At 42.9% G+C, this 19289-nt stretch carries 20 protein-coding genes; 15 read left to right on the top strand and 5 right to left on the bottom strand.

Features of this window, described 5'->3' with window-relative positions:
* Positions 1–25: 25 nt before the first annotated feature.
* The gene (locus DK188_RS06150; RefSeq protein ID WP_111669934.1) at positions 26–1135 is read right to left on the bottom strand and encodes an alanine racemase; all 1110 of its coding nucleotides are present in this window, start codon (positions 1133–1135) and stop codon (positions 26–28) included.
* Between the two features lie 259 nt (positions 1136–1394).
* On the opposite strand from DK188_RS06150, the gene alaS reads away from it, so the two are divergent.
* The 3 genes from alaS to DK188_RS06135 all read left to right on the top strand — a co-directional run bounded on the left by alaS (position 1395) and on the right by DK188_RS06135 (position 6701).
* Positions 1395–4019 (top strand): alanine--tRNA ligase, encoded by a 2625-nt coding sequence (gene alaS, locus DK188_RS06145; protein WP_111669933.1) that lies wholly within the window; start codon positions 1395–1397, stop codon positions 4017–4019.
* Between the two features lie 18 nt (positions 4020–4037).
* Positions 4038–5498: an Asp-tRNA(Asn)/Glu-tRNA(Gln) amidotransferase subunit GatB gene (gatB, locus tag DK188_RS06140; RefSeq protein WP_111669932.1), complete on the top strand. Its 1461-nt coding sequence runs from the start codon at positions 4038–4040 to the stop codon at positions 5496–5498.
* 90 nt (positions 5499–5588) lie between these two features.
* Positions 5589–6701 (top strand): TlpA disulfide reductase family protein, encoded by a 1113-nt coding sequence (locus DK188_RS06135; protein WP_232825670.1) that lies wholly within the window; start codon positions 5589–5591, stop codon positions 6699–6701.
* 380 nt (positions 6702–7081) lie between these two features.
* Here DK188_RS06135 and proC read toward each other — a convergent pair whose 3' ends face one another.
* Complete coding sequence (gene proC, locus DK188_RS06130; protein WP_111669931.1) at positions 7082–7882, bottom strand: pyrroline-5-carboxylate reductase; 801 nt, start codon at positions 7880–7882, stop codon at positions 7082–7084.
* 183 nt (positions 7883–8065) lie between these two features.
* On the opposite strand from proC, the gene DK188_RS06125 reads away from it, so the two are divergent.
* The 7 genes from DK188_RS06125 to rfbB all read left to right on the top strand — a co-directional run bounded on the left by DK188_RS06125 (position 8066) and on the right by rfbB (position 13608).
* Positions 8066–8488, top strand: coding sequence for a hypothetical protein (locus DK188_RS06125; protein ID WP_111669930.1), 423 nt, complete (start codon positions 8066–8068; stop codon positions 8486–8488).
* Between the two features lie 12 nt (positions 8489–8500).
* Complete coding sequence (locus DK188_RS06120) at positions 8501–8962, top strand: hypothetical protein (RefSeq protein ID WP_111669929.1); 462 nt, start codon at positions 8501–8503, stop codon at positions 8960–8962.
* A 12-nt stretch (positions 8963–8974) separates the two neighbouring features.
* The gene (locus DK188_RS06115) at positions 8975–9175 is read left to right on the top strand and encodes a helix-turn-helix transcriptional regulator (protein ID WP_111669928.1); all 201 of its coding nucleotides are present in this window, start codon (positions 8975–8977) and stop codon (positions 9173–9175) included.
* 222 nt (positions 9176–9397) lie between these two features.
* Positions 9398–10204 carry a hypothetical protein gene (locus tag DK188_RS06110; RefSeq protein ID WP_111669927.1) on the top strand — a complete coding sequence of 269 codons (807 nt, stop codon included), beginning with the start codon at positions 9398–9400 and terminating at the stop codon, positions 10202–10204.
* An 84-nt stretch (positions 10205–10288) separates the two neighbouring features.
* Positions 10289–11455 (top strand): glycosyltransferase family 4 protein, encoded by a 1167-nt coding sequence (locus DK188_RS06105; RefSeq protein WP_111669926.1) that lies wholly within the window; start codon positions 10289–10291, stop codon positions 11453–11455.
* Positions 11456–11495: 40 nt separating this feature from the next.
* Complete coding sequence (locus DK188_RS06100; RefSeq protein WP_111669925.1) at positions 11496–12548, top strand: NAD-dependent epimerase; 1053 nt, start codon at positions 11496–11498, stop codon at positions 12546–12548.
* A gap of 4 nt (positions 12549–12552) precedes the next feature.
* Positions 12553–13608 (top strand): dTDP-glucose 4,6-dehydratase, encoded by a 1056-nt coding sequence (gene rfbB, locus DK188_RS06095; RefSeq protein WP_111669924.1) that lies wholly within the window; start codon positions 12553–12555, stop codon positions 13606–13608.
* A gap of 79 nt (positions 13609–13687) precedes the next feature.
* Here the strand turns inward: rfbB and serA are convergent, their stop codons facing one another.
* The gene (gene serA, locus DK188_RS06090; protein ID WP_111669923.1) at positions 13688–15580 is read right to left on the bottom strand and encodes a phosphoglycerate dehydrogenase; all 1893 of its coding nucleotides are present in this window, start codon (positions 15578–15580) and stop codon (positions 13688–13690) included.
* Between the two features lie 225 nt (positions 15581–15805).
* Here serA and DK188_RS06085 point away from each other — a divergent pair, with 225 nt between their 5' ends.
* Together DK188_RS06085 and DK188_RS06080 are read left to right on the top strand one after the other, a co-directional pair.
* A complete protein-coding gene (locus tag DK188_RS06085) occupies positions 15806–16336 on the top strand; it encodes a DUF4920 domain-containing protein (RefSeq protein ID WP_111669922.1) in 531 nt (176 codons plus the stop codon).
* A 1-nt stretch (position 16337) separates the two neighbouring features.
* Positions 16338–16541 carry a hypothetical protein gene (locus DK188_RS06080; protein ID WP_111669921.1) on the top strand — a complete coding sequence of 68 codons (204 nt, stop codon included), beginning with the start codon at positions 16338–16340 and terminating at the stop codon, positions 16539–16541.
* Positions 16542–16579: 38 nt separating this feature from the next.
* Here DK188_RS06080 and DK188_RS06075 read toward each other — a convergent pair whose 3' ends face one another.
* Positions 16580–17464, bottom strand: coding sequence for an HAEPLYID family protein (locus DK188_RS06075; protein WP_111669920.1), 885 nt, complete (start codon positions 17462–17464; stop codon positions 16580–16582).
* Between the two features lie 44 nt (positions 17465–17508).
* Positions 17509–17910: a hypothetical protein gene (locus tag DK188_RS06070; protein WP_157963176.1), complete on the bottom strand. Its 402-nt coding sequence runs from the start codon at positions 17908–17910 to the stop codon at positions 17509–17511.
* A gap of 136 nt (positions 17911–18046) precedes the next feature.
* On the opposite strand from DK188_RS06070, the gene DK188_RS06065 reads away from it, so the two are divergent.
* From DK188_RS06065 to DK188_RS06055, 3 genes are read left to right on the top strand one after another with little or no spacing between them, the layout of a single operon-like run.
* Positions 18047–18424, top strand: a complete 378-nt coding sequence (locus DK188_RS06065) for a DUF983 domain-containing protein (RefSeq protein ID WP_111669918.1) — start codon at positions 18047–18049, stop codon at positions 18422–18424.
* Positions 18425–18480: 56 nt separating this feature from the next.
* Positions 18481–18882: a DoxX family protein gene (locus DK188_RS06060; protein WP_111669917.1), complete on the top strand. Its 402-nt coding sequence runs from the start codon at positions 18481–18483 to the stop codon at positions 18880–18882.
* On the top strand, positions 18875–19234 hold the full coding sequence (locus DK188_RS06055) for a DUF2237 family protein (RefSeq protein WP_111669916.1): 360 nt from the start codon (positions 18875–18877) through the stop codon (positions 19232–19234). Before DK188_RS06060 ends, DK188_RS06055 begins: the two co-directional genes overlap by 8 nt.
* Positions 19235–19289 lie beyond the last annotated feature (55 nt).

Raw genomic sequence — 19289 nt, 5'->3', positions numbered from 1 at the left:
AATCAAAAACCGCTCTCTGGTAACTTCATTTCCAGGAAGCCCCTTCGCAGTGATCAATTTTCTTTCCTTCCAAACTCAAGTATTCTCCCATACAATCTGCCGTCATGCAGGAATGGACCGGTAAAATCCCAAGCAAATCTCCAACCTTCACTGTTGCCATTAAAGAATCTGAAGCTTTAATTAGACCATGTTCCTGAGAAATACTTTTCAGGTAAGACCGATCAGCGGGAATCGTCCAGCCTTTTTCATCAAGAAATACCACCTCTCCGAAATTTTTATTCCCATTGGCGTCAACCAAAACGTCTTTTGCCAGATGTACGCCTCCTCCATGAACCAGAATTTCTTTTCGCTCCTGATTGATATCCACGACCGGAACAGCCAGACAGACTGAAATATCTTCTTTGCTGCAGCTTCCAAGCTCGGCCTGCATCAGGTCAAAAAAGACAAAATTGCCCGGTCCAAGTTCATCCACATCACCAAAGTCCTCCGTTACAGCGCAGCCAGGCGTATCCCCAACCCGAGTCACCAGTCCCGGAAATTCCGATTGGTATTTCATTTTCAGCATGTGTAAGGCCTGTCGGCTCTGTTCGTAGATTCCAGCCTTATCAGGAGTGTAATAGGTATGTCCCGGATGGAGGTAAAATCCTTTGAAATTCAATTTGTCAGAACTCGCCGCGATCCGGAGAATACTTTCCATCGTTCCAAAGTCGGCAATGTGCACACCTGTCCGTCCATAGCCAGCATCTACTTCTATAAAAAATCCCACCTCATGAGCGAGTTCGTCGGCAAGCTTTTGGGCAGTCACCGGATTTACCACTTGTACGGAAAGGGATTGGTTGGCCGCGAGGTAGTTCAATCGCGGTATTTCGAGGATATTAAATGGAAAAGCAATATGAATATTCTCCCAACCCTGTCCACAGAGGTATTCAGCCAGCTTGATGGAGGATGCAGTCACTTCCTTGATTCCGTACGCTTTGGCCCAGTTTCCAATCTCATGGGATTGGGCGGTTTTCCAATGAGGGACGAGTTTTTTGCCGTTTCGGGCTGCCTTATCTGCCATTCGTTTGATATTGGCCCGTGTAAGTTGCTCGTTGATTAAAAGCGTAGGGGAAGTGATTTGGTTTAGGTAGGACATGTGCTACAGTTTTATCATTTAAAATCTAAAAGTAAAAAGGAAGCATCAAGTAGCAAGACTTTAGACACAAGACATTAGATACAAGATGCCACAAGTTCTAAAATCTTGCATTTTGACATCTGATTCTATTGTCTAAATTCTTCAAAATACAGAATTCGATGCTCAGAAGCCCGCCTTTTCTATTAATTTTGTCACCCGATAAAATGGCCTAGCGAGGCCTTCAATTTAGAATTAGAACTTTCTGCACCTCAGACCTTCCATGGAAGCAAAGAAAATCCGGAGTACCTTCATAGAGTTTTTCCAATCCAAACAGCACCAGTACGTTCCTTCCTCACCGATTGTGGTCAAAAATGACCCAACGCTGATGTTTACCAATGCGGGGATGAACCAGTTTAAGGATGCTTTTCTCGGCAACGAAATTGCCAAATATCCACGGGTTGCCAATTCCCAAAAATGTCTTCGCGTCAGCGGAAAGCACAATGATCTGGAAGAAGTAGGGGTAGATACCTACCACCACACCATGTTTGAGATGTTGGGCAACTGGTCCTTTGGAGATTATTTCAAAAAAGAGGCCATCCAGTGGGCTTGGGAGCTTTTGACTGAAGTTTACAAGCTGCCAAAAGACCGCTTATACGTTTCCGTATTTCAGGGAGATGAGGGGGACAAATTGGAAAAGGACGTAGAAGCTGCAGCACTTTGGAGTAAGATCGTCCCTGAAGACCGGATCATTTTGGGATCCAAAAAGGATAATTTTTGGGAAATGGGTGACACCGGACCTTGTGGGCCTTGCTCGGAGATTCATGTGGATCTCAGATCTGAAGCCGAGATCGCAAAGGTACCAGGCAGAGACTTGGTCAACAATGATCATCCCCAAGTCATCGAAATCTGGAATTTGGTATTCATGCAGTTCAACCGGTTGGCAGATGGCAGTCTGAAAGAACTTCCCGCCAAGCATGTGGACACGGGAATGGGCTTCGAGCGGTTGGTTAGAGCCATTCAGATGAAATCCTCAAATTATGACACGGATCTATTCACACCGTTTTTGGATGCGATTGCAAAGAAATCCGGCAAAACTTATGGACTTGACGAGCAGACAGACATTGCTTTCCGGGTCATTGTAGATCATATCCGGGCGATTTCTTTTACCATTGCAGATGGGCAGATTCCATCCAATAACAAAGCTGGATATGTAATCCGTCGGATTCTGAGAAGAGCAGTGCGGTATGGCTATACATTTTTGGGAATGCAGCAGCCATTTTTGTTTGAACTGACTCCGCTAATCGCCGAGTACTTTGGAGATATTTTTCCAGAAGTCAGACAGCAGCAGGAATTCATTGCAAAAGTGATTTTTGAGGAAGAGACTTCCTTCCTTCGGACACTTGATCACGGCCTGAAAATGCTCGAATCCATCAAATCAGAATTGACCGCAAAAGGCGAAGGAGTGATTTCGGGCAAAACTGCTTTTGAACTTTACGATACGTTTGGTTTCCCATTGGATCTGACTTCTCTGATTGCACGAGAAAATGGGCTCTCTGTAGATGAAAAGGGATTTGCCGAAGAAATGGAAAAGCAAAAGACCCGTTCCCGTGCCGCTTCCGAGCAGGAGACAGGCGATTGGGTTTTGGTCCATGAAGATACAGGTGTGGAGTTTATTGGGTATGACTTCACTGAGGCTTATTCCCATATCATCAAGCATCGCACGATCTCGGATAAGAAAGGCGATCGGTACCAACTGGTATTGGACAAGACGCCGTTTTATGCCGAAAGCGGCGGGCAAATCGGCGATACTGGTTGGTTGATTTCTGATTCGGAAAAAATCCGTGTCATCGATACCAAAAAAGAAAATGACCTGATCGTCCACTTTGTAGAAAAACTTCCTCAACATCCTGAGGCAAGATTTTCGTCTGAGGTAGATCGCGAAAAGCGATATCTGACGATGAATAATCACTCTGCGACACACTTGCTTCAGTCCGCTTTGAAGGAGGTCCTGGGTGACCATATTCAGCAGCGTGGATCTTTGGTAAATGAAAATTTGCTTCGCTTTGACTTCTCACACTTTGGAAAAATGACCGAGGAAGAGATTGCAAAAGTAGAGGACATAGTCAATACCAAAGTGCGGGAAAATATCCCGCTCATCGAGCAGCGCAATGTGCCGATCGAGGAGGCTAAAAGGATGGGAGCCACAGCCCTTTTTGGTGAAAAATATGGGGATTTTGTGCGTGTGATCACATTTGATAAGAATTTCTCTGTAGAACTTTGCGGAGGTACGCACGTTCCGACTACAAGTCAGATCGGTTTATTCAAGATCACTTCGGAAGGATCAATTTCTGCAGGGGTAAGGAGAATCGAAGCCATCACGTCAAAGGCAGCTGAGTCCTATTTGCGTCAGCAGGAGACATTGTTGCGGGAAATTGAGGATTTGATGAAAAATCCAAAAGACGTGAAAAAAGCCATTGAAGGCTTGATCCAAGAGCGCAATGACCTAAGAAAGGAAGTGGAGGCGCTTCACCTAGAAAAAGCTTCTGGAGTGAAAAAAGAGCTTTTGAATCAGATTATTGAAAAGGATGGAGTCAATGTGGTCATTGCCCGGGTGGACTTGCCGAATGCCGATTCTTTGAAAAAATTGGCCTATGAGCTCAAAAACGATATTTCCAATGCCCTGATTATCTTGGCCGGAGAAATAGAAGGCAAACCTCAAGTGGCCGTCATTTTGGAGGATGCACTAATTGCCTCCAAAGGATTCAATGCCGGACAGATTGTCCGCGAGCTTGCCAAAGAAATCCAAGGTGGAGGTGGAGGTCAAGCTTTCTTCGCTACTGCCGGGGGAAAAGATCTCTCCGGTCTGGAGAATGTAGTAGCCAAGGCTAAAGAAATGTTTTTGTAATCGCTGATCGACAGGAAAATGTTAAGTGAAGAACTCAGGAATAAATATCAGTTGGTAATCGGCCTGGAAGTCCATGCCCAGTTGCTGACGGAGAGTAAAATGTATTCCTCAGATTCCAACGAATACGGAAAACTCCCCAATACCCTTATATCTGCCATTACGCTGGGCCACCCAGGCACTCTGCCAAAAGTCAATAAAAAAGCAGTAGAGTTTGCAGTACGAATGGGATTGGCTTGTAATTGTGAGATTACCCGATGGAATATTTTCTCCCGAAAAAACTACTTCTACCCTGACCTGCCAAAAGGCTATCAAATCACCCAAGACAAAGGCCCAATCTGTGTAGGAGGATTTGTGCCTATCGAATTGGCAGACGGATCCCAAAAGTCCGTGAAGCTGAATCGGATTCACATGGAAGAAGATGCGGGGAAATCGATACACCTAGCCGGAGAGACGGATACACTCGTGGATTTCAATAGAGCCGGGACACCTTTGATCGAGATCGTGACCGAACCTGATCTGAGAACTCCCGAGGAGGCTTATGCATTCCTTGCCGAAATCAAAAAACTGGTCAAATATTTGGATGTCTGCGATGGGAATATGGAAGAAGGATCCCTGCGCTGCGATGCTAACGTATCGGTCATGCTCAAAGGGGCATCTGAATATGGCAAAAAGGTAGAGGTGAAAAATATGAACTCTTTCCGAAATGTGGCTAGGGCCATCGAGCATGAGCACGAGCGCATCATTCACTTGCTGGAGGCAGGAGAAGAGGTGATTTCGGAAACTAGGACTTTTGATGCGGCTACAGGAACTACCGCCAGTATGCGTACCAAAGAAGATCTGAATGATTACCGCTATTTCCCTGAGCCGGATTTGAGTCCGATTGTGATTTCTGAAGAGTGGCTTAATTCCATCAAGGTAAGTATGCCAGCCTTGCCTCGACAGTTGTATGACAAATTTGTCGAGCAATACGGTCTCCCAGCTTACGATGCTAATTTTCTAAGTGAGTCTAAGGATGTAGCCCTGTGGTTTGATCGGCTGTGTACCCAAACATCCAACTACAAAGCCGCCTCCAATTGGATGATGGGTCCGGTGAAGTCCTATTTGAATGAAACAGGCAAGGAAGTAGCTGAATTTCCGATTACGGCGGAAACTTTGGCAAGCCTTATAGCATTGGTAGAGAGTGAAAAGGTTTCCTTTTCGGCAGCTTCGCAAACTATTTTCTCAGAGTTGCTTCAGTCACAAAAAGAATCTCCATTAGAAATCGCCCACCGGTTGAATCTGATTCAGGAAAGCGATGAAAGCTCACTGAAGCCAGTCATTGAAGCAGTTTTGGCAGAAAACAAAACAAAAGTAGCTGAATACAAGTCTGGTAAAAAAGGTTTGCTGGGGATGTTTATGGGGCAAGTAATGAAAAAATCCAATGGGAAAGCTGATCCCAAGGTTGCGACCAAACTTTTGACAGAATTATTGGAGAATTAACCTGATAAAAGTCGGATTTGTACGACTTCACGTGAAGTTAGTCTTTCATCCGGCAGAGTCGATTAGGTCTATAAATCAAATTATAAACAAATGAATTACAAAATGATAGGAGTTTGGGCAATAGCCATATTATCTTTTTTCTCCTGTGGGGAAAAGGGATCTTCAACCGACGGATTGGTCCAGATATCTGGAAAAATAGAAAACAGGCCGGAGGGACTCGTTATACTTTCCCAATTTACGGACAGTAGACCTAAGGTGTTGGACACCTTAGAAATAGACGGCTCAGGACAGTTCTCCTATGAATTGACAGTAGATACACCGACTTTTTACGAATTGAACCTTTATGGTCAGCGATCTGTGCGACTTGCTCTTTACAAAGAAGACGTCTCGGTGACCTATGATTTTTCGGATCCGTCCAGCCTTGCCATTGAGGGTTCTCAAGACACCAAGGAAATGTTGAAGATTGAAAAGCTCATGGAATCGTATCAGGTCGATGTAAATAAGCTCAATGAGGCCTACTATGAAGCGATGAGCAAAAACGATGCAGAAGCCATTAAAGTAATCCAGACTCAGGCCATGAAACTCGAAAATGAGCAGGCCGAAAAAGTTAAAGAAATGATCACAAGCATGGGTGATTCCTTCGCTTCATTGGCAGCAGTGGGCCTTTTGAATCCCAAAAATGACTTTCCCTTTATTGATGAGTTGGTGGCTAAGCTTAATGAAAATTATCCAGGTACTATCTCAATCCTCCAAATGAAACAGCAATTGGATGAGATGCGGATTCTTTCGGTAGGTCAGCCCGCTCCTGAGATTGAGTTGCCAAATCCTGACGGAACCCTTGTCAAGCTGTCTGATCTCAGGGGTAAATATGTATTGATCGATTTTTGGGCAGCTTGGTGTAAGCCTTGTCGTCAGGAAAATCCCAATGTGGTCAGACTTTATAATGAATACAAAGACAAAGGATTTGAGGTCTTTGGAGTTTCTCTCGATCGGACTAAAGAGGATTGGGTGAAAGCCATCGCCGATGATCAATTGACTTGGACACAGGTTTCGGATTTGAAATATTTCAATTCTGCTGCGGCCGAACTCTATCAAATCCAGGCTATCCCAGCTACCTACATGATAGATCCCGATGGGAAAATAATTGCCAAGGATCTCAGGGGACCTAGCTTGGAGCAAAAGCTTTCAGAGCTATTTGACTAGGTAATCCTGTTACATAATAAAAGCCTTCCAAATTAAGTTTTGGAAGGCTTTTTTATGATGTCAAATAAAAAAAGGAAGGAGGCAAAAATACCAAACAGTCCTTCCCTTAAAAATCGAGTCTCTGAAAAAGGAATAGCAAAAGTTGTTTATCACCCGGGACAAATCTAATGAAAACATTTAAAAGAAAAACAAACCTTAAATTATTCTTTTTTAAAGTAATAGTAATATTTTGATAAATTAAGTGATAATTACCAGATGAAATTCGTCGCTTAACTCTTCCTTACAGGTTTTTCTGACTGGAGTTAGATTTTTCCAATTCAAAAAAAAATAAAAAAAAGCCGTTGATTGGATTCAACGGCTTCGCAAGTAGGCTGGGGACGCTACTTTTCAATTTTCTCGTAACTCGCTATGACGCCTCGTACCATTGCCGAACTGAAGCCCTGATGCTCCATTTCATTCAAGCCAACGATGGTGCAACCCTTTGGAGTAGTTACTTTATCTATTGCCGCTTCTGGATGGATGTTTTTTTGAATCATCAGCTCAGCAGCGCCTTTTACAGTTTGGTTTACAATCTTGCTGGCAGTTACCGAATCGAAGCCGATTTGGATGCCTCCCTGTATCATCGCACGCATGAATCGAAGCACATAGGCGATGCCACATGCACCCAAGACGGTCGCAGCCTCCATCAAACTTTCGTCAATGGTAATGGTAAATCCTATCGAATCGAATAATTCTGTGATCAGCTCTATCTCTTTTGGATTGGCCTGCTCTTGGCAGATGCAGGTGATTGACTCCTGAATATCCGCAGCAATATTGGGCATGGCCCGAAATGTTACCGTTTTACCATCGATGACCTCATACATTTCTTTCAAGGTTACACCCGTAGCCAGAGAAACAATAATTTGTTTTTTAGGATCCAAGGCAGGTTTTATCTCCGCCAAGATCTTGGCCACATTGTAGGGCTTGACTCCCAACAATACGATATCTGCGTATTGGGCTGCGATCAGGTTGTCGGTATGTACATGGACTCCCTTTGCTTCGAATTCCGCTAGTGTACCTGTATTTCTTTTGGTGAGTGTCAGATTTTTTGGATCAAAATCCGCTCGCATCAGGAGGCCATTTGCGATAGAAGCGCCAAGGTTGCCGCAACCGATAATGGCAATTTTTACAGTAGAGATCATGGAGAATAGAATATTAAACAGGTTTGATGAATCTAAGGTAACCAAAACACAATCCTTTTTGCCTCAAGGGAACCTGTTTAGGATGACTTTCTTGATAAATCGATAGGGGTCTGAAAAATTCTTGGAAAAATATTTTGACATAAAGTAAAGTTTGTTTTACATTTGGACAAACAAACACGACTTATGAAAAAGAACTCAATTTTGGAAGTCCCATTGCTTCATCCTGGATGGAAGAAGCTGGCTTATGTGTTTTTTCCGCTTCCGGTATTCCTTGTCATCGGGATTGCATTTTGGAATCCCAAGACTGACCCGAATGAAACAGTTCAGATTATTTATGGCTTTTGGGCCATGGCATTTATGATTTTGAATCTGAGTAGGGAGGAAGTGGAGGATGAAATGATCCGTCAATTTAGGCAGCAGGCTTTTCAGACTGGATTTTTCTGGCTGATTTGGGGACTGGCTGCGCTGATGTTGATCAATTACCTCAGATTTGATCGGATTACCTCAGAGCTTTTTACGGCATATCTGGTGCTTTTCCTACTGAATGGCTATATCTACGCAGCTTTTCAATACCAAAAATATATCGCCAATAAAGAAGAGAACTAAACCAAACTTAATATGCTTACTAAAATCCTTTTGCCTCATCGATTTCAGAAAATCGGCTGGCTTCTATTCCTGCCTTTTGCGGCATTACTTTTTATTACCAACTATTTCAATTTTAGACTGGAATGGCTGTCTTTTGAATTTTCCAATTCATTAGGTAAGATTTTCGATGATTTTGAACCTTTTGAAAAGAACTTTACGCTCGAGTTTGCCTTGATTGGTGTGTTTGTGACACTGTTCTTGATTGCATTTTCTAAGGAAAAGGACGAGGATGAATACATCCAAAAGCTTCGTTTGGATTCGCTTTTGGTTGCGTTCTATACCAACACCTTTATCTTGGTCATCGGTACGATGCTGTTTTATGGATTTGGGTATTTGGAATTCATGGGGTACAACATGTTCACGATTCAGCTCATTTTCATCGGAAGGTTTAGATGGGTTCTACACAGGCAGAAGCAATCCATGCTTGCACTTTAAGTACCAGATGTCATGAAGAATACAATAAAAGTGGAGCGAGCAAAGAAAGACATGACCCAGCAGGATCTGGCAGAAAAAGTCCAGGTATCCCGGCAGACGATCAATTCAATTGAGGCTGGAAAGTACGTGCCTTCTACTGTGCTGGCACTGAAGATTGCCCGGGTTTTTGAAGTTGGGTTGGAGTCGATATTTGAATTGGAAGTAGGGGATTAAACTGTGGGATGGAATTTTTTAACTAATTATTAGCTCATGTTTCAAATGTAAACTCTAGTAGATATTTTTGAAAAAAATAGCTTAATGAAATCTTCTTTTTGTTTTCTAATTCTCATTCTTTTCGGTTTTCAAATTGCACAAGCCCAGATATTTGAGGAAGATTCGACTGTCAAAACGATCGCGTACTGGGATTTGAATTAAACCTATACCTATTCTGTAATATTGGAAAACTATGAAGTAGTGGGTGAGGATACCACTGATAGGACTATAACTAACTATCTGGTGGATATCTTGGTAGTAGATTCCACTGAAACGTCCTACAAGGTTCGCTGGACCTACCGGGATATGAAAGTTCATTTTGAGGATGTGGACTCGCTTTACTCCGGTCTCGTCAATAAATTGATGTCTTTGAGTGGAGGAACCGTTGTGGAAATTCAAACAGATGAGCTTGGAACCTTTAAAGAGGTTAGCAACTGGGAAGAAATAAGGGATTATTACCTTGTGGCTAAGGATAGTATGAAGGTTTTTTTTGGAAATATCCCTCAAGTCAATGATGTTGTTGATGGGATGTTTAATACCTATACGACCAAATCAGCCATTGAAAGTGCAAGTATAAAAGACATCCATCAATTTTTGAATTTCCATGGGGCTGAGCTCAAAATTGGTGATCCAGTTTACAGTACTATGAAATTCCCTGATGGAACTGGCACAGCACTGATGGATGCACTTGTCACCATTGAGCTTACCGGAATCTATCCCGAAGACGATGACTACTCAGTATATTCTATAGTAGAGATTAATCCGGATCAATTAAAAATCCTGGCAAAAAAAAATGTGAGGATAATTCTGCCAAACGCAGAAGAAGCTGAAATAGAAGAAGCCTTTGAGCAAATCGGAGAACTTTGGAGTGTTATAGAAAACTATGCTGTGATTCACCACTGGGGCTGGCCCCGATACACAAAAGAAGTCAGAACATCAGGTTCGGATAAAAAGTCCAAGGTTGAAATTCGAATCATGGAAATCGTCTAAAGGAAATTTACCGGGTTCTTAGGAAATTTTAGAGGTTAAAGAAGCGTTAAAATCTTACCTTTGCCCCTTTAGAAATCTTTTTTGATGCCGAAACTGATCCGAATCACCACTGTACCTTTATCTCTCAAACTTTTGCTGGCCGGGCAAATGAACTACACAAAAGCTCAAGGCTGGGAGGTGATCATGGTGAGTGCCGATGGGAGAGAGGTAGATCAAGTGACCAAGGCTGAAGGGGTCCGACATGAAGTCATTCCGTTCACACGCAAGATCACTCCACTTACTGATCTGAAGTGTATCTGGCAATTGATCCAACTATTTAAAAGAGAGCAACCTGACATCGTCCATACCCATACGCCAAAGGCGGGATTGCTCGGCATGATCGCCGCCAACTTGGCCGGTGTTAAAATCCGGATTCATACCCTCGCTGGGATTCCTGCTATGGCAGCGGAAGGAAGTAAGAAAAGTCTTTTGCAGTCAGCAGAAAAGTGGACTTATTCAAACGCAACTGAGATTTGGCCCAATTCTTACGGGCTTAAGAAGTTTATTTTGGAACAGGGCTTATGTCTTGAATCCAAACTTCGAATCATCGGAAAAGGCTCTTCCAACGGAGTGGACCTCGGGAAATTTAACCGAGATTCCTTGAAAGAAAACCATCTGGTAGCTGCCACAATGCGAATCATGCCGGGTGAGGATGATTTTATCATTTTATGCGTGGGAAGATTGGTCAGGGATAAGGGAATCGAAGAATTGGTCGCTGCATTTCTCAATTCCAAAATTGTCAATAAAGCAAAACTGGTGCTTTTAGGTGCATTCGAACAGGATTTAAATCCACTTTCACCGGAGACGGTACAGACCATTCAAGATCACCCCCGAATCATTCAGATCGAATGGTCTGATCATGTATCACATTATCTGGCGCTGGCAGATGTATTGGTTCATCCATCACATCGGGAAGGTTTTCCAAATGTCATTCTGGAGGCAGGAGCCATGCAAGTTCCGGTCATTTGTTCGGATATCATCGGCAACAATGACATCATCACCCAGCAGCGGACCGGATTGATTTTTCCGGTCAAAGATGCCCCCGTGTTGAAGGAAGCCTTGGAATTTGCTTTTGTCAAGCGCGAAAAAATGGCCGAATACGCCGCAAGATTGTATGCGGAAATAGTCGAAAACTATGACCGAAAATTCATCCAGAAGGAAATTTTTAGCAATTACCAACGATTAATTAACGCCGCCAAAACAGCGGAATAGTCTATATTTGAGCTTTGACAATAATTCATTCTTCTCACCTATGAAGTACCTCGTGACCGGCACAGCCGGATTTATTGGATTTCATGTCGCACAAAAATTAATCGATCGGGGAGATGAAGTTGTTGGCTTGGATATTATCAATGATTACTACGATGTCAATCTGAAATATTCGAGACTAGCACATCGGGGTATCCTAAAATCTGAGATTCAAAAAGGGAAATTAATTCAGTCCACTACCCAAAAAGGGTATCGATTTATCCAATTGGAACTGGCTGAGAAAGAGCCTTTGATGGCACTATTTGAGCAGGAAAAGTTTGATGTGGTGATCCACCTAGCTGCCCAGGCAGGGGTAAGGCATTCGCTGACACATCCAGAAGTCTACATCCAGTCCAATATCATGGCTTTTCTCAATATTCTGGAATGTTGTCGATTTCATCCGGTTAAGCACTTGGTTTATGCTAGTTCCAGCTCGGTCTATGGAGCCAATGAAAAAATGCCATTTTCTACTTCGGATTCTGTGGATCACCCAATTTCCCTTTATGCCGCTTCCAAAAAGGCCAATGAATTGATGGCCCATACCTACAGCCATCTATTTGATATCCCAACTACTGGTTTACGTTTTTTCACTGTCTATGGACCTTGGGGCCGACCGGATATGGCGCTGTTTCTATTTACAGAAGCAATTTTGAAAGGGGAACCAATCAAGGTTTTTAACTATGGAAAAATGAAACGGGACTTTACCTACATCGATGATATCGTGGAGGGAGTACTGAAAGTCGCTGATAGACCTGCTAGGCCAAATCCGGATTTTGATCCTCAAAGTCCCGATCCAGGCAGCTCCAAAGCCCCTTTTAAAGTTTACAATATTGGAAATTCTCAACCCGTCTTACTGATGGACTATATCAAAGCAGTGGAGAAAGGGCTGGGAAAGGAAGCAAAAATGGAGCTTCTTCCACTTCAGCAAGGAGATGTACCGGCATCTCATGCAGATGTGACTGATTTGGTTCGGGACACGGGTTATAAGCCTGCTACTCCGATTGAAGTTGGAGTTCGTGCATTTACGGATTGGTATTCAGCCTATTACAAAAAATAAAATTATGTCAAAATCAATTTTGATTACAGGAGGTGCGGGGTTTATCGGAAGCCATGTCGTACAACTTTTTGTAGAAAAATATCCAGAGTATCAAATTGTAAATCTTGATGCCCTGACCTATGCAGGTAACCTTGAAAACCTAAAGTCGGTCGAAGGTGCGGCAAATTACATTTTTGAAAAGGCAGATATTCAAGATGCCGATGCCCTGGATTCGATTTTTGCAAAGCATAATATCACTGATGTCATCCATCTGGCAGCCGAATCCCATGTGGACCGTTCGATATCTGATCCGATGGCTTTTGTGAAAACCAATGTCTTTGGTACGGTAAATCTGCTCAACTCTGCAAAGAAGGCTTGGGCCGGCGAATTGGAAAATCACCTCTTTTACCACGTCTCTACGGATGAGGTCTACGGATCATTGCATGATGGGGGATTCTTTTTGGAGACGACTCCCTATGATCCTCAGTCTCCTTATTCAGCCTCTAAAGCTGCTTCGGATCATTTCGTACGCGCTTATGCCAATACGTACAAAATGAAGACTGTTGTGTCCAATTGCTCCAATAACTACGGGCCAAATCATTTTCCCGAAAAGCTGATCCCACTTTGCATCAATAACATCAAAAACTCCAAACCGCTTCCAGTCTATGGAAAAGGGGAGAACGTCCGGGATTGGTTGTTTGTAAAGGACCATGCTCGGGCGATTGATACGGTTTTCCACAAAGGTAAGGCTGGAGAAACCTATAATATCGGTGGATTCAATGAGTGGAAAAACATCGATATCGTCAAGCTCCTCTGCAAGAAGATGGATGAAAAACTGGGTCGTGAGCCGGGTACTTCTGAAAAATTGATCACTTATGTGACTGATCGGGCGGGACATGATCTCCGCTACGCTATAGATGCCACCAAGATCCAAAAAGAATTGGGCTGGGAACCAAGCCTCCAGTTTGATGAGGGAATAGAGATCACCATTGATTGGTATCTGGCCAATGAAGAGTGGCTCGATCATGTGACCTCTGGTTCCTATCAGGAATATTATTCGGAGCTCTACGGCAAAGGATAAAAACCAGATAGAAAGCATTATAAAACAAGAAAGCCCGGAGATCCTCCGGGCTTTCTTGTTTTATGAATTCAATGGATGTTTAATATAGCGTCCTGAATCGAATTGTTCCGGGAATTGTCTTCAGCGTCTCAATCGCTTCCGCTTCATATACCTTATCAATATCCGTGATCACATAGCCGATTTTTTCATTTGTCTTCAGGTATTGACCGACGATGTTGATGTTGAAATTGGCTAGAACTTGGTTGATTTTCGCCAATACACCCGGTTCGTTTTGGTGAATATGAATCAGGCGATGCGCATCTTTCAGGAATGGAAGCTGGATGTTAGGGAAGTTGACAGAGTTGTAAGTGTTGCCCGTATTGATGTATTCCATGATTTTGCCAGGTACAAATCGCGCGATATTTTCCTGAGCCTCTAGCGTACTTCCTCCGATGTGCGGAGTGAGGATTGTGTTGGGAAGACCTTTCAGTTCGGATTCAAATGGCTCTTTGTTGTTCTTGGGTTCTTCTGGGAAAACATCCACAGCACACCCTGCCAAATGACCCGAAAGAATAGCATCTCTCAATGCAGGAATATCCACCACGTGGCCTCTACTCAAGTTTACCAAGATTGCCCCAGGCTTCATCTTGCCGATTTTCTCCCGGTCGATGAGACATTTGTTGTCCTTTCGTCCGTCCACATGAAGTGAGATCATGTCACAAGTGGATAGGAGTTCGTCCAAAGAATCGACTTTGGTAGCATTGCCCAAGGCCAGCTTTTCGATGACGTCATAATAGAAGACATTCATTCCCATGTTTTCTGCCAAAACAGAAAGCTGGGCGCCGATATTTCCGTAGCCAACGATTCCAAGTTTTTTGCCCCGGATCTCAAAAGATCCAGTAGCAGACTTATCCCAATTGCCTTGGTGCATACCGACAGATTTGTCCTGGAATCTTCTCATCAGGAAGATGATCTCGGCGATTGCCATTTCGACTACCGAGCGGGTATTGGAGAAAGGCGCGTTGAAAACAGCAATCCCTTTTTCCTGACAAGTTTCCAGATCAATCTGATTGGTGCCAATGCAGAATGCTCCGATTGCCAAAAGGCGATTGGCATTTTCAAGGACTTTTTTGGTCACATTCGTTTTGGAACGAATCCCAAGGATCGATACTGTTTTGATTTTCTCGGAGAGCTCCTCCTCGCTGAGTGCACCCGAGATCACTTCTACCTCGTAGCCTTCTTCCTGAAGGAGATGGATACCGATGGGATGCACATTTTCCAGTAGGAGAACTTTGATGCGGCTTTTTGGGTAAGAAAATTTAGTATTCAACTTATTGATGTAAAGGATTTCGTCAAAACTTGGGGCAATGTGATCAGCTTGGCTGACAACTTTCGGTCGGGATACATTTTCTGTAAAGGCGTAAAACTTATTGGCAAGGCCAGATGCTTTGATCTCATAATCTGTGTAGCCGTCTCCGATGACATAGATGTCCCCTTCGATATTTACATTTTTGATCGTTTCGGCCTTTCCATTGTTTTGGGAAAGGGGATTTTCACGGTTGAAGTCCACAATATTTCCCAGCTCATCGTACACAAATTCATTCGCAAAGACATTTTCTTTGAGAATACCGTATTCAGAGACTATTGGGATAATGAAATCCTTAAAACCATTCGAGACAATGTATACATCCTTGGCATTATCCTGCAGCCATTCCTTGTTTCGCTCAAAGGATTTGGAAACCTTTTGCTTCAGCGCTGCTACCAGGTCGGTAATTTGAGTTTTACTGGCTTTGAGGATCTCGAGCCGGAGTTCTAGGCTTTCACGAAAGGTAATAGATCCCTCCATTCCCTTATCAGTGATGTCCTTGATGGCCTGTAGTTTCTTCGCTTTTTCGGGGTCATTGGTCAGACTGATTTCTCCCAGAATATCAAGGGCTTCTACTTGCGTAAAGGTACTGTCAAAATCAATGATGAATTTTTTGGTTTGAGGCATGAGTGCAGGGTCGTATTTCAAAACTTGGGCAAAATTACAGCATTGCTAAAGAATAGGAAGATTTATTGAAAAAAATGTTTCTTTTCTTTTGATGTATTCTAAAATTCTAAAAAATAGCTCCGTCTCAGACTTTTCTTTCGTAGAAAAGAATTTTACAGATTTAAGTAAAAAGCGGTTTTCTCATCGGGGCATTTGGAGTATTTTTGGACCTTAATCGCAATGAACATGAAAAAATCTATCCTATTTTCAGCTGCACTCATTTCCCTTTTATCCTTCTCCTGCCAAAAGCCGGCCGAAGCCGACAAAGAACAGGTGGAAACTACTGCTAAATCCGAACCTGTTGGTGAGGCAGAAGTAGTCCCGGGACCTTATGGCGCCAATCTGGATGAAAATAGTGTATTAGGTACCGCGGAGATGATCTCGGTGGTGGAATCTTCAGGTACTTTTTCAGGTAAAATCAAAGGTGAAATCAAAGAGGTTTGTACCAAGAAAGGCTGCTGGTTTACTATGGATCTCGCCAATGGTGAGCCTATGCGGGTGACATTTAAAGATTACGGGTTTTTCATTCCGACCAATTCTCAAGGTTTTCCGATTATTTTGGAGGGGGTAGCTACCCTGACAGAGACTGATGTCGAGACCTTGAAGCATTTTGCAGAAGATCAGGGCAAATCAAAAGAAGAAGTCGATGCCATCACCGCTCCCAAGCGGGAAATAACTTTTGAAGCAACAGGAGTAATCATCAAAGACAAAGCCTAACATGCCTATTGCTCTGGATAACCTGCGAGTGGGGAGGGTGTACCGATTGGTCAATATGGGTGAGATCCGGATGATAGAGATCATGGCCCGATTGGGCGGAGATAATTTTAAAATCAAAGATCTTGACACGCTGGAATACTACACTATTTACGAACTTCTCCAATGGGGAAAAGGCAAGGATTATGATTTGGAAGAATTCAGATAAGGGAAAAGGGGCTATTTTAGCCCCTTTTTTGATTTTCACTAGTGCAAAGCCTTGAAGCCTGGCTCGTAAATCAATCGAACAAAGGAACCTAGCCCTACATCAGGTTGACCGATCGGAATTGCTGATACTATTCCGATCATCAGGTTTTCTGCAATAGCCAATCGCATCTGAGGTCTAAGTGTAGCGATTGATTTTCCATCGAAGATCTCTTGGTTTACTTCTAGTCCGATGAAATTTCGCGTACCGGTGACCATGTAGTGTAGATTATAGTTCACCTCAAATCCTAGATTGGATTGGCTTTGATAAGCTTTCTCTATCACTGGACCAGTATAGATCAGTGAATGATAGTTGCTCCCCCAGCGCTTAGCAGCTACTAGAAAAGGGTTGAAAATATTTCCTTTGAAAGGTTCATCCCTTCCGAGTCGGTCAAAATCCACCAATTCGAACTGGTGGATATAGCCAATTGCCAAAGAGGTATTGTGCTTTTCTGAAACCAAGAAAGTATACTGACCAGCGATCTTGAGCGATTCCAATTTGTTGGAAGGGATGCTACCATTCCGGTTTCCATTTCGAAAGGAATAAAGACTTACCGGCAATTCTACCTCCAATCCCAATCGATCTATTGGCGCCCATTCGTACTCAAGCAGGGCCTCAAATTGATCGTAATTGCGTTTGTCCTGCATCCCAAAGCCCATGTTCCATTCTTTTTCGCCTTTTCGTGCGCCAAGGTCTCTGATGAGATCGATATAGAGCGGTTCAGCATGAAGAACTTTCGGTTTTTGATTGGTTTTAGGAGATTCAATTTCCTCGATAAACAGGCTGTCCAGCGCTTTTTTTTCGATTTTTAAGGTGTCGTATTCTTGTTGTGCATAGGCACAAGTATTCCATAGGCCCCATAAGGCCAGCAGAAAGATTTTTTTCATTTTGAGAAGTCTGATTTTGTTGCTTACTAATTTTTTTTAGAAAATCAGCAACAATCAGGTGGGGGAGAATCAGATGAAAAGTGTCCTGAGACTAGGTCAGGATGAGAATGGCTTAACTTGAATTCTTTAAAAACAAGGGGAGCGGACAGGCAATATTTTTGGATTTCAAGAAAGGAAAGCTTTATTTTTTCCATAGAATTATCTTCTTGCTCCGTGCCATTATCCGGAATAAGATCTTCATCTCCATCCATCGCCCACTCAAAAATCAACTCAGAAATGGTGTCAATCGGATCCACCATATCCATTTCCTTAGAAACAGAAATATTGCCTTCATAGAAGTTGGCGGACAAGTTTATGAAATTGCCAATTATTAAAAACAACCAGACCTTAAGCCAGCCACTTTTCCTTAAAGCCCTGATTATTCCTGTTGTTTCTTTATTATTCACGTCCAAACCTACGAAAAGAATGCCGGGGAGTTTTTAAAATACTAGAAAGCTTTCAATGGAAGCGGTAACTTTGGTCACAATAAAATAATCAGCCAAAAGCAACCTTTGTGCTCAAACCAGTCTTCCGAAAATAACCATGTCAAAAACTTTAGGTTCGGCCATCGCCGGCGCCAAATGTCCCCAGTGCAGAGAAGGAAAACTGTTCTCAGTGAATGTTTTCAGCTATTTTAAGCTAACTGATATCAACAAAACCTGCAAGGTGTGTCAAGCCAATCTCAACCCTGAGCCTGATTTCTACTATGGCGCGATGTATATCAGCTACGCGTTTTCGGTAGCATTAGTCATTACGGCGCTCACTGCAATCAATGTTTTAGTCACGAAGCCTGAGCTGTGGATGTACCTGAGCACAGTGGTAGTTTTGAATATTATTTTGTTTCCCGCTATGTTGCGGTATTCCAAAGTACTTTACCTGTTTTGGTTGGGAAAATTAAAATATAGAAAGCAGGGAAACTAAAGCGCGCTTACTTTCCTTTCTATTCTTGTGTAAGGTCTCCACAATTACCTGAATCTATGAAAAAGAAAATCTGGTTGAAAAAAATGATCATCCAAGGGATGGGGTATTTCTATCTCGTTGCCGGAATGAATCACTTCATTTCCCCAGACTTTTACCTTCCGCTGATCCCTCCGTTTTTTTCCAATGGAGAACTTATCAATATCTTAGCTGGCATAGCAGAAGTTTTGCTGGGTTTGGGCATCTTGTTTTATCCTACACGATCCAGAGCGGCATGGGGAGTGGTACTGATGCTGGTAGCCTTTATTCCCTCCCATGTGTATTTTATCCAAATCAATACCTGTGTTGAAGGTGGGCTCTGTGTGCCTGAGTGGATTGGCTGGGGTCGCCTGATTGTCATTCATCCCATTCTGATTTATTGGGCTATTTGGGTCGCAAAAAATCCTAAAATCTATGGCTAAGAACGTTTTTGGAGAAAACTTGATTCCTTGCAGTGTCGAACCGATGACTGGATTTTATAGAAACGGTTGCTGTGAGACAGGACCTGAGGATTCAGGTACCCATACTGTTTGCGCAGTGATGACGGAAGAGTTTTTGAGTTTCTCCAGAAGTAGGGGGAATGACTTGATTACTCCTAGACCCGAATATGTTTTTCCCGGACTAAAGCCAGGAGATAAATGGTGCCTTTGTGCACTGAGATGGTTGGAAGCGTATCGTGCCGGATGTGCTCCAATGGTACATTTGGAAGCTACTAATGAAAAGACAATCACGATTATTCCCTTGGAATTATTGGTTGAAAAAGCCTTAAAATAATTAGTAAAATTAATAATCTGTTAATGTTACTAACAATTTTAAGAGAAATACAAAC

The sequence above is a fragment of the Algoriphagus litoralis genome (assembly GCF_003259255.1).
Lineage (GTDB): Bacteria > Bacteroidota > Bacteroidia > Cytophagales > Cyclobacteriaceae > Algoriphagus > Algoriphagus litoralis.
Note: the sequence above shows the minus strand (reverse complement) of the source record. Positions and strands in the feature narration are given on the sequence as shown.